This is a genomic window from Verrucomicrobiota bacterium (genome assembly GCA_034440155.1).
GTDB lineage: Bacteria > Verrucomicrobiota > Verrucomicrobiia > JAWXBN01 > JAWXBN01 > JAWXBN01.
This window is the reverse complement of record JAWXBN010000039.1, coordinates 1-11,180: the sequence shown is the minus strand read 5'-3', so window position 1 is coordinate 11,180 and position 11,180 is coordinate 1. Positions and strand designations below refer to the sequence as shown.

General features: G+C 50.4%; 11 protein-coding genes. 5 read left to right on the top strand and 6 right to left on the bottom strand.

Translation table 11 applies throughout. The features are described from left to right. The 6 genes from uvrB to SGI98_03995 form a co-directional block, all read right to left on the bottom strand. Nucleotides 1-1,989: excinuclease ABC subunit UvrB (gene uvrB / locus SGI98_04020; protein MDZ4742568.1), on the bottom strand; the 1,989-nt coding region annotated here is incomplete at its 3' end. Between the two features lie 5 nt (nucleotides 1,990-1,994). Beyond that, on the bottom strand, nucleotides 1,995-2,129 hold the full coding sequence (locus SGI98_04015) for a hypothetical protein (GenBank protein MDZ4742567.1): 135 nt from the start codon (nucleotides 2,127-2,129) through the stop codon (nucleotides 1,995-1,997). 43 nt (nucleotides 2,130-2,172) lie between these two features. After that, the gene (locus SGI98_04010; GenBank protein ID MDZ4742566.1) at nucleotides 2,173-3,117 is read right to left on the bottom strand and encodes an NADP-dependent oxidoreductase; all 945 of its coding nucleotides are present in this window, start codon (nucleotides 3,115-3,117) and stop codon (nucleotides 2,173-2,175) included. 19 nt (nucleotides 3,118-3,136) lie between these two features. After that, nucleotides 3,137-4,744 (bottom strand): radical SAM protein, encoded by a 1,608-nt coding sequence (locus SGI98_04005; protein ID MDZ4742565.1) that lies wholly within the window; start codon nucleotides 4,742-4,744, stop codon nucleotides 3,137-3,139. A gap of 71 nt (nucleotides 4,745-4,815) precedes the next feature. Further along, nucleotides 4,816-5,682: a radical SAM protein gene (locus SGI98_04000; GenBank protein ID MDZ4742564.1), complete on the bottom strand. Its 867-nt coding sequence runs from the start codon at nucleotides 5,680-5,682 to the stop codon at nucleotides 4,816-4,818. A gap of 157 nt (nucleotides 5,683-5,839) precedes the next feature. Then, nucleotides 5,840-6,772 carry an MBL fold metallo-hydrolase gene (locus SGI98_03995; GenBank protein MDZ4742563.1) on the bottom strand — a complete coding sequence of 311 codons (933 nt, stop codon included), beginning with the start codon at nucleotides 6,770-6,772 and terminating at the stop codon, nucleotides 5,840-5,842. Nucleotides 6,773-6,822: 50 nt separating this feature from the next. Here SGI98_03995 and SGI98_03990 point away from each other — a divergent pair, with 50 nt between their 5' ends. The 5 genes from SGI98_03990 (at nucleotide 6,823) to SGI98_03970 (ending at nucleotide 11,031) form a co-directional block, all read left to right on the top strand. Continuing rightward, nucleotides 6,823-8,055 carry an FAD-dependent oxidoreductase gene (locus SGI98_03990; GenBank protein ID MDZ4742562.1) on the top strand — a complete coding sequence of 411 codons (1,233 nt, stop codon included), beginning with the start codon at nucleotides 6,823-6,825 and terminating at the stop codon, nucleotides 8,053-8,055. A gap of 412 nt (nucleotides 8,056-8,467) precedes the next feature. Further along, nucleotides 8,468-9,487 carry an adenosyl-hopene transferase HpnH gene (gene hpnH / locus SGI98_03985; protein ID MDZ4742561.1) on the top strand — a complete coding sequence of 340 codons (1,020 nt, stop codon included), beginning with the start codon at nucleotides 8,468-8,470 and terminating at the stop codon, nucleotides 9,485-9,487. 12 nt (nucleotides 9,488-9,499) lie between these two features. Beyond that, nucleotides 9,500-9,847 carry a hypothetical protein gene (locus SGI98_03980; GenBank protein MDZ4742560.1) on the top strand — a complete coding sequence of 116 codons (348 nt, stop codon included), beginning with the start codon at nucleotides 9,500-9,502 and terminating at the stop codon, nucleotides 9,845-9,847. Nucleotides 9,848-9,868: 21 nt separating this feature from the next. Beyond that, nucleotides 9,869-10,147: a hypothetical protein gene (locus SGI98_03975; GenBank protein MDZ4742559.1), complete on the top strand. Its 279-nt coding sequence runs from the start codon at nucleotides 9,869-9,871 to the stop codon at nucleotides 10,145-10,147. A gap of 104 nt (nucleotides 10,148-10,251) precedes the next feature. Next, nucleotides 10,252-11,031: a class I SAM-dependent methyltransferase gene (locus tag SGI98_03970; GenBank protein MDZ4742558.1), complete on the top strand. Its 780-nt coding sequence runs from the start codon at nucleotides 10,252-10,254 to the stop codon at nucleotides 11,029-11,031. Nucleotides 11,032-11,180 lie beyond the last annotated feature (149 nt).

The window sequence follows — 11,180 nt, the reverse complement described above, 5'->3', positions numbered from 1 at the left end:
GTATTCCGCGGGGGGGATGATTTCGCTGGAGATAATATCTGATTTTTTGAGTTCGTCGATCTGGTCGCGGAGGAGGGCGGCGCGTTCGTATTCGAGATTCTTGGAGGCTTCCATCATTTGCTCGGCGAGTTCACGGATGAGATCGGCTTTATCGAGTTTATGATCTTTGTCGTGGATGGGTTCATCTTTGCCTCTGACGATCGTGTGCAGACTTTTCTGGACGGCGCGGGCGACCCCTTGGGGGGTAATATTATGTTCTTTATTATAAGCGAGCTGGCGTTCCCTGCGGTACTGGGAGATTTTCATGAAGCCCTTGATGGAGTCGGTCACCTTGTCGGCGTAGAGGATGGCGCGGCCATTGATATGGCGGGCGGCCCGGCCTGTAATCTGGATCAGGGATTTTTCTGATCGTAGGAATCCTTCCTTGTCGGCGTCGAGGACCGCGACGAGAGAAACCTCCGGGAGGTCGAGACCTTCGCGCAGCAAATTGATCCCGACAAGTACATCGAAAGCGCCTTCGCGCAGGGCGCGGAGGATCTCCACCCGTTCAATCGTATCGATTTCCGAGTGTAAATAACGTACGCGGACCCCGACATCGCGGAGGTAATCCGTCAGGTCTTCCGCTGTTTTTTTCGTCAAGGTCAGGATCAGGATGCGTTCCTGTAGCGGGATGACTTTCTGGATCTCGGCAATGACATCGTCGATCTGGCCGGTCAATGGCCGGATATCCACGGGAGGATCGACCAGGAATGTCGGACGGATGATTTGCTCCACGACACGGCCACCGGTTTCTTTGAGCTCATAGATCCCGGGGGTAGCGGATACATAGAGGGCTTGGCTAATATGGGCTTCGAATTCAGTAAAATTCAGCGGCCGGTTATCGAGGGCGCTTTGGAGGCGGAAACCGTGGTCGACGAGGACATTTTTGCGTGAACGGTCACCCTCATACATGCCCCCGATTTGGGGGACGGTGACGTGGCTCTCGTCGATCACGAGCAAATAGTCCTTTGGGAAGAAATCAAAAAGTGTGTAAGGCCTCGAACCCGGCGGGCGCCCGGTGAGGTGGCGCGAATAATTCTCGATCCCGCTACAGAACCCCATTTCCTGGAGCATCTCAATATCGTACATGGTCCGCTGTTTGATCCGCTGGGCCTCGAGGAGTTTTTCATATTTTTCAAATTCCGCCACCCGCCCGTGCATTTCCTCGCCGATAGTGGTAATGGCCCGGCGGAGTTTATCCGCAGGAGTCACATAAGCTTTTGCCGGGAAAATGGTAAATTTATGGTGTTGGAGGATGGAGTGGCCTGTCAGCGGGTCGAATTCGGTAATGCGGTCGATCTCGTCGCCGAAGAATTCCACCCGCAGGGCATTTTCCTGATAAGCCAAGGCGATCTCGACAGTGTCGCCACGGACCCGGAAATTTCCCCGTGTGAAACTAATGTCGTTACGGTTATACATCGTATCCACGAGGCGGCCGAGGAGTGTCTCACGCGGGATCCGCTGGCCGATCTCCACCGGGATAATCATATTATAATAGTCTTCGGGTGAACCCAGACCATAGATGCAGGACACACTCGATACCACGATGACATCGCGGCGGGAAAGCAACGAACTCGTCGTGGAAAGGCGCATGCGCTCGATCTCCTCATTGATACTGGAATCTTTCTCGATGTAGGTATCGGTGCGCGGGATGTAAGCCTCCGGCTGGTAATAATCAAAATAACTGACAAAATACTCCACAGCATTATTCGGGAAAAATTGTTTAAACTCGGAATAAAGCTGGGCGGCCAAGGTTTTATTATGCGAGATGACCAAGGTCGGGCGGTCGAGGTTTTTAATGACATTAGCGACAGTAAATGTCTTTCCCGAACCGGTGACACCCATGAGCACCTGGCTTTTATCCCCGTCGAGGATATTGCGGGTCAAAGCCTCAATGGCTTTTGGCTGGTCACCTTGGGGCGAATATTCTGAGACGAGGTCAAAAGGCATAATGGCTATTTTTCACCTATGGGCAGAAGCATCATTCCAGCCCGGTTAAGGATAAAGATGACGAATTCCTTTTCATGCCGCCCCCGGAGATGAATCATTGCCGGGTTAATCGGAGTGTGTTGGATCTCGGGCAAGTGCATGATCTGTTTATTACGATTATTTTGGGGTTCTGTCGAGATGGTATCAGGGGTTAAAGATGAGTTTACCGCGGACGGAACCTTTTTCGAGGAGGGTATGGGCCTCGACGGCTTCTTCGAGGGTGAAAGCTTTTTCGATATCGACTTTCACCTTCTTTTCAGAGACAAGCGCGGCAATTTCCGCGAGGTCGCCGGCCAGGGGTTCCATAGTCATTCCTTTTACAATGTCGTGGGTGCCTTTGGCCGCCTCAATGATTTGGGGGGCTGAGAGTGTGGGCAGGGTCACGAGGGTGCCACCCGGGCGGAGGACTTTGAGGGAATCGATGCCGATTTGTCCGCCGACACCGTCGAGGATAAAATCGATATTCTCGCATTCCTCAGTGAATTTCTGGCTCTTGTAATCGATGACTTCATCTACCCCGAAAGACTTTAGGAAGTCGCGGTTTTTTTCTGAAGCAGTCGCGATGATATTGGCCCCTTTCCATTTTGCAAATTGCACGGCGAAATGGCCGACACCCCCGGCAGCGGCATGGATCAAGACGATTTCGCCCTTGCGCAAATTGCCCGTCCGAAAGAGTGCTTGCCACGCGGTGAGTGCGGCCAGAGGGATGGCCCCGGCAGTTTTCAGGTCGATAGCTGCGGGGCAATGCACGATGTGGGCGGCTGTGGCCCGGACGAGCTGCGCATAACCCCCGCCATCCGTCTGGAATCCGCAAATGCCCATGACGTGATCACCGGGTTTGAAGTCCGTGACATCGGGGGCCACTTCCTCGATTATCCCGGCGATATCAAATCCCGGCACCCACGGCAAACGGTCCGAGATTTGTTTGGCGACGAAGCCCATGCCTTTACGGGTTTTCCAGTCAATGGGATTCAGCCCGGCAGAAGCCGCCCGGATCAGGACTTGGCCGGATGAAAGGGATGGCCTGTCTTTTTCGACGGACTCGAGCATGCTTGCGTCACCGAATTTTGCAAATTGCACTGCTTTCATAAAAGAAGATCCTCGTTTGTTATGCAGCCGAAAGTGCTGCCGGTTCATTTTTATTTTCAGGTTCTACCGCTCGGTAGGAATAATTCGACGCCTGGACTTTCCCATTCACACAATCCGCCCCGTAGGTGATCAAGTGATGGGCGACCATGGCGATCTGAAAGATATTTTCAATAGCACCGGCCTTGAACTGTGACTTGGCCATTTTCCAGAAGAGTGAGCGGTAAGGACTTTTAATGCCGACGTGCCACAGGATCCTGATACTGATATCCAGTGCCCGGGACAAATTGCGCCAGTTAAGCTGCCTCAAGGGATAGACCGGCTTTTTCCGGTTCGGGAAAGTGTGTGCGGACTGGTAGGCGTACCGGGCATAAAGGGCATCGGCATTATAAATATCGTGGATCACCCGTTTCCAGTTTTTGACCAAGGTCTCATAGGGCATGAGGAATTCGATATTCGAATCACGGTTCGTATCATCGACGAGTCGGTTCGCCGCGGATAACCGGTCATACAGGGCTGTTTTGGGAAGGGCGTAAAGGATATTGACCGTGGCAATCGGGATGTGGGTGGCCTGGATAAAATCGATAATGGCTTGGGGGGTTCGCTCCGTGTCGGTGTCCATACCCATGATAATCCCGGAGGCGACTTCGATCCCGTAGGAGTTAAATGTTGTAATCGCTTCCTCGATGGGCGTGCGCAGGTTCTGCATTTTTTTCATGGCTTTGAGAGCCCCAGCCTCGGGGGTTTCGATGCCGCAAAAGACATTGGTGAAAAAGGCCTGTTGCATGAGCTCAAGGATCTTGGTGTGTTGGGAGAGATTCATGGTGGCTTCACAGGAGAGGAGGACGGTGTAATCGCGTTTTTTCTGCCATTCCACCAAGTGCGGCAGCAGTTCCAGGGCTGCCTTGGGATTTCCGATAAAGTTATCATCCACAAAATAAACGGAAGGCACACCTGCATCCGCGAGAATGTCGAGTTCCTTAATGATTTGTTCCGGTTTTTTCAGGCGCGGGTTGCGTCCGTAGAGTCCGGGGATATCACAGAATTCACAGGTAAAGGGACACCCACTGGAAAACTGTATGCTGCCGAGTAGGTAATTCGACATCTTGATATGATGGTAAGCGGGCGTGGGGAATTCCGTCATGTCGAGGCGTTCAAGTGTGCGGAAAATAATTTGTCCGGACGGGCGCTCCACTGAAGTATCCAATGACTTAAAAAGTTCCAAGGTCGCATCCCCGATTTCGCCGCAATGTAAAAGGTCGATCCCGGGGTAGAACTCCGGGGCGGAAGAAACAGAGGGCCCGCCCAGGACGGTGATTTTACCGTGAGCATGGGCACGGCGGTTAATGTCCGATATCTGGCCGCGCTGGATGTGCATGCCGGAGAGGAATACGGCATCAGCCCACTTTAACTCTTGATCAGTTGTGGGCCTGACATTTTCATCCACGAAACGGACTTCCCACTCTTTTGGCAGCAGGGCGGCAATCAGCAGGATGCCTTGGGGGGGCATGAATGCTTTGACCGGGCCCATCAAGACAAAGGCGTAATTGAATGTACCGAAGGAATGCGAGTATTTAGGAAACACACACAGGATATTTCTCTTTTGGCTGGGTTGGAAAGAAAAAGACATAAGGGATCCGATTTTAAAATTCAAATAATACGGCGATAAAACAGAAAGTGCTTTTTACGCTGTGCTTGAGGTTAGGCTGTCCCATTAAAGACTTCAACCGGCAAACCGGTTATTTGTCGGATGGTCTCCGCAATTTTTTGTAAGCTGGTTTTATCCAAAGCCGTGGCCCATACCTCGGGGGTGGGGCGTGCGATCGTGTAGAGTTGCACCCCCGCAATTTGCGCGCCTTGGGAGAGCAATTTGCAGAGGCGTTTGCAATAAGCATTGATTTCTTCCGGACTGGGTGGGAGCCCTTTGATATTCATAAAAAGTGTCTGGATATAGATGGCGCGTTCCTTAGCGGTGGATTCCAGGTTTTTGAGGATTCTGTCGTAAGACACAAAAGAACGGTTCACGAGGCGGTAATATTCCTCCGTGCCCGCGTCGAGTTTAGCCCAGACCTCCCCGTTATTTTGATCCATGAGGGTGAGTCCGCGGCGGACGGCTTCACGGTCGAGGCCTGCAGCATCAGTGATCAAGACGATTTTGCAATCGGGAGGACAAAGCTCCGCGCGTAAACGCACGACGATTTCCACTGCCCGGTCAAATTCCCTGTGGCTGGTGGGTTCCCCATCCCCGCTGAGGGCGATGTCATTGAGGCGGTGTAGATTCCCGGGGGCGGAGGAGAAAGGCTCTTTCTGAAAGAGTTCCCCACTTTTCCAGATACCGATCATGGAGCGGAGTTCCGCCTCGAGGATATTCAGATCAACGGTTTTGGTACGGGCCGGGGTTTTGCGATCTACCTCACAATAAACACAGTCGAAATTACAGACTTTATCCGGGTTAAGATTTACCCCGATCGACACACCTTTGGAACGGCGGGAGATTACCGGGTAAACGTAATAGAAGTCCTCGTAGCTCCTCCGGTGATCCAAATGTGCATCGACAAGTCCTGACATGCCCACAATGTATCAGGTATCACCTGTCCCTGCAAACGGAAGGGCTGAATGTGTGTGGGAAAGAATGAACCATCGAGGTCGAGGGTTTGCGTAGTTTCTGCGGGTGGTGCCCCAGAATTTCGAATGGACCTCATGTGTCCGTATACAAAATGATGACTTAAAAAATCTCTGCTTTACCGGGGTCGAGGATACGGATGCGGCTTGAGACGGCGTGTTTGAGGGCGGCTTTAAAAAGGAGCTGGAGGGGTTCCTCAATCGGCTCATGGCTGAGGCGGAATGTGCCGTAGTGCATAGGAATAAACCATTTGGCACCAGTATCTTCAAAGGCCTTAACGGCATCTTCGGGGCGGATATGATTATCGCGGCCGCTGATGGTTTCATAAGACCCGATGGGCATGAGTGCGATATCAGGGTGGAGTCTTTTTCCGATTTCCTTGTAACCCTCAAAATAAGTAGAGTCACCGCTGTGAAAAATCTTTCTCCCATTACACTCGATCATGAATCCCCCGAAGGCCCGGTGGCCATCGACTAAAGTTCTTGCCCCCCAGTGTTTTGCCGGGGTAAAAGTCACCTTGACAGAACCAAAGGAGATGGTCTCCCACCAGCGCATCTCATAGACCTGGCAGAAATTCAAATGCTTGACCAAAGAACCGCAGTGCTCAGGAACGACGATGGGTTGTCCACACGCGACCTTGCGCAAAGTGCGCGGATGCAGGTGGTCGAAGTGGGCATGTGTGATGAGTACGAGATTGCACGGGGGCAGGTCGCGGATATGGAGCCCCGGCTTTTTGAGACGTTTGATGCCCATGATCCAATTCGCATAAATGGGGTCGATGAGGATATTGTCCGTTTGTGTTTGAATCAGGAAGGAAGCGTGGCCGATCCACGTGATAGCGACGTCTTTGGCTCCGAGCTTGAGGTCGCGCAATTTGTGTTGATTTCCATGGCGTTTGGTAAAGAGAGCCGGGAGCATGACTTCTGTGACGAAGTTCCTTTCATGCCATTTCTTGTGCGATGTCGGACTGGGGGTGTTTCTCACGTTCCAGAGTATGATATAAGTAAATGACCAGTTCGCAAGCCAGTGGTTCAAGATTTTTTTCTGGAGTAAAGGGTGAGTATTGTGCTTGAATCCTCTCTCTTATGGGGGAAACGATCCAAACTCAATGTGTGATTGCCGGGGGAGGCCCGGCCGGAATGATGCTGGCTTTGTTACTGGGGAGGGCTGGAGTCGATGTGACGATCCTCGAGTCACACGGGAATTTTGACCGGGATTTCCGAGGTGATACGGTTCATCCCGCGACCCTTGATGTATTGAAAGAGTTTGGCATTGCAGACGAGGTCATGGCTTTTTCACGGGGCAAACTTGAGAAACTCTCTATGACTATCGGGAACAAGGAATACACGATTGCGGACTTTACCGGGTTAAAGACGGATTTCCCTTTTGTGGCTATGATCCCGCAGGAACATTTTTTGGATTTGCTGGCGAAAAAGATGCAGTCTTATCCGAATGTCCGCCTCCTCATGTCCACACGTGCCGCGGATTTGATCAAAAACAACGGGCGGGTGACCGGGATTAAAGGAGAACGCCAAGGCGAGGAACCTTTCGATATTCTGGCGAGTGTGGTCATCGCTGCTGATGGACGGAACTCCACCTTGCGGACAAAATCAGGTCTGGAAATGATTAAAACCGCCCCGCCGATGGATGTGCTGTGGTTCCGCCTCAGTAAAAAAGATACAGACGCAGTGCCCGGCGGCCTTGAGATAAAAATCAGGCAGGGTAATTTTATTATTGCGATCAACCGCGGTGATTATTGGCAAATGGGTTACGTCATCCTCAAGGGCGGATTCAAAGGGCTCAAGGAAGAAGGCATGGAATCAATGAAACGCAATTTGCTCTCGATTTTCCCCTTTTTCGCTGACCGGATGGATGAGCTCAAGGAGTGGAACCAGACATCGCTGCTGGCAGTGCAGACCGGATATTTGCCCAAGTGGCATTTGCCCGGGTTCCTCGCCATTGGTGATGCCGCACATATCATGTCACCCGTCGGTGGTGTCGGGGTAAATTACGCCATTCAAGATGCCATTTGCTCGGCTAATATCCTCGTGCCGCTTTTACAGGGGCAGTCAGATGTTTCCGGGGATAAACTCGATATTGCTTTGGAAACCATCCAAAAACGGCGTTTTCCCTCGACGCGTGCCATCCAGAGATTCCAAGAAATGGTGCAGAAGCGGGTGATTACCCAAGCCCTGAATTCCTCCGGGGAATTTGTCCCGCCGCTACCCATGAGGATATTGTCCCGGTTTGGATTCATGCGTAGACGTTTAGCAAAGTTCCTCGCCTACGGTCTGCACCATGAAAAACTCGAGGTGTAGCGAGCAAATTGCGCAGGATACTCCCCTATTGTTATGCTGTGAATGAGGGCTGTCGCCCTAGCTAAGATTTTCGTTTTTGGCTCTCCATAGCTTAACTCTTATCTCAGAAAAGATTAATAAATTCTTAGAGCTTTTTGTCATACGGGCGCTTATGGGGATTGATTTCTTAAAGGTTTTCATGGCACTTCTGACATCGGAGAAAAGTTGTAAGTTGTTTTTTACAAATGATTTAATACACACATCAAAACAAACGGAATAATAAGTGATATTGAATTCGACAACGACAGAAATTAACCATACTTAAGTCACGGAAAATGATAGATTTAAAACAGGACATAAAGAGTCCTGAATTGATTGACATTTTCATTTTGATTGTTAACATACTAGCTTAATTCAGAAACTCTATAAAACTATGTCAGTACCTATTTCTCAAGCTTGGACAGTCGCTAGTTACGTGTTGGGTAAAAAACTCAGCGGTAACGATAAATACCCACTCGTTATGATGTTGGAGCCGCTCTTCCGTTGCAATCTCTCTTGTGCCGGTTGTGGTAAAATCCAGTATCCCGAACACATTCTCCAACGCCGCTTGACCCCAGAGCAATGCTGGTCGGCAGCCGAGGAATGTGGTGCTCCGATGGTCAGTATTCCCGGGGGCGAACCCCTCCTCCATCCCGAGATGCCTCAAATTGTGGAAGGCCTCGTGGCCCGCAAGAAATATATCTACCTCTGTACAAATGCGATCCTCCTCAAAAGCAAGCTCGACCTATTTAAACCCTCTAAATATCTGACATTCAGCATTCATATGGATGGGCTCAAAGAAGAACATGACATGGCTGTATGCCGTGACGGGATTTACGACGTGGCTATCAAGGGGATTAAAGAAGCGCTCAAACGCGGATTCCGCGTGACGACGAATACCACACTTTTTGATGAAGCGAATCCTGAACGTGTCCGCGAGTTCTTTGATGAAATGATGAAGCTCGGGGTCGAAGGAATGATGATGTCGCCGGGATACAGCTACCAGAAAGCCCCTGACCAAGCCCACTTCCTGAAGCGTTCCCGTACTCACGAACTTTTCCAGAAGATTTTGGACAACCCGAAAAAAGGATGGCGCTTTAACCAGTCGCCTCTCTTCTTGAAATTCCTCCAAGGCGAACGTGAATATGAATGCACACCTTGGGGTAACCCGACTTTTAATATCTTTGGATGGCAAAAACCCTGTTATTTGCTCGGGGAAGGTTATGTTCCCTCCTTCAAAGAATTGATTGAAACCACTGAATGGGAAAATTACGGACGCAAAAGCGGCAATGAACACTGCGCTGATTGTATGGTTCACTGCGGTTATGAAGCCAGTGCCGTAGATGAAACCTTTGGTACGATGCGCGGTTTCATGGATACTGTGAAGTTCACGCTTAATCCCCAGTCTGTCTAAATCGATACACTTATGGAAACACAACAAATTTCTGAAATAGCCAATAAAGCCTTTGATTACCGTGGTGATGTGACGATTGATTTCAATGATGGTACATCGATTGAAGGATTTCTCTTTAATCGCGAGTTCAAAACTGCTGAACCTTTTATCGAGGTGTACCTTCCGGATAATGCAGTGCCGGTTCGTTATCTTATCAAAAATCTCAAAGACATCAGGATCACTGGGTCCGACATGGCTGCCGGAAAATCTTGGGATGACTGGATGACCAAGCGCGAGCGGGAGAAACAGAAAACCCTCGCGAAACTAGCTGCCGAGGGGAAAGAACTCCCCCATGATCATCGTGACCTCAAGGTTTTTTAACCGGGTAGACGAGAGGGTATTATGAGTGATTCATCCACGCCTCCCATCCCGAATCAAAAGAAACAGGCCAAAAAACCGAAAGGTTTCCTGAATCCTCATTTGGTTCGTGCGGTTTCTTTTTATGTGATTACCGGTTGTGTTATTTTCTGCGTGCTAGTCAGCATCCTCCGGATTTGGGACTTTACCCGTGGTGAGGTTTTGTGGCGTTTGATCTCCACATTCATAGTCGTCGGGGTGGGCACGGCGATTTTCACATTTGTCAACGAGGCATTCGGTACTTCCGACGACGATCATTCTTGATTGTATTATCTGATCCTTCCCGGATGGGTGAGGTCTGAGATATGGGCTTTTGGTGGAAGTTGTGGCTGGTGTAAATGGAGGGAGTAGAGTTAAACTTTCCCCCCATGAGCACCCTCGATAATATCCAGAAAAAAGCCCAAGAACAATTTGACCGGCAAAGTGCCAATTATGGCAAAAACCATATTTTATCGAATGTCAGTGATGTGCAAGATGCCTTACGTGGGATTCCCTTCCACAAAGGAATGAGGGCTCTTGATATCGGCACGGGTGGCGGACATACCGCCCTTTATCTAGCCGGGGCCGGTTATGTGGTAACGGCGGCCGATCTCAGCGAAGGAATGCTCCACGCCACGCTACAACTCGCTCAGGAACGCGGACTTTGTCTTCAAACAAAACAACATGCTGCAGAGGAGCTCCCCTACGCGGATGAATCATTTGACCTCGTCACTTGCCGGGTCGCCGCCCATCATTTCAGTTCACCAGAGCAATTTGTCCACGAGGTCGCCCGTGTCTTAAAAAAGAGCGGATACTTTATTCTAATCGACGGATCGGTCGAGGATGATGAACCCGAAGCGGAGGAGTGGATTCATCAGGTCGAGAAATTCCGTGACCCGAGCCATCACCGTTTCTTGAGCCCAGGCGCGTGGCGGATATTGTGTACCCATGCTGGATTGGATGTCGGGAGGGCAGAGCTTTCCCCTTTTAAACAACCTGATCTAGAATGGTATTTCCAGACCGCGAATACAAGTCCGGAGAACCGTAAGGCCGTTCTGGCCCTCGTGCAGGATGCCCCCGAGAGCGTGAAACGTATTTATCACCTCGCGACGGAGGACGGTAAAATCATCTGGTATTGGTCCCGTCTGACACTCGTTGCAAAAAAATAAACGCCTCCTGCGGTGTCCTTGAATGAAGAAAATTTTCTGTTGAGCAATTTGTTTGTAAATATGCCCAAGACCCTAAGGCAATAAAAAACCCGGCTTGGATCAAGCCGGGTTTTTGAAATTTTATTATGTTGTCGGAAGGGGTTAGCTCC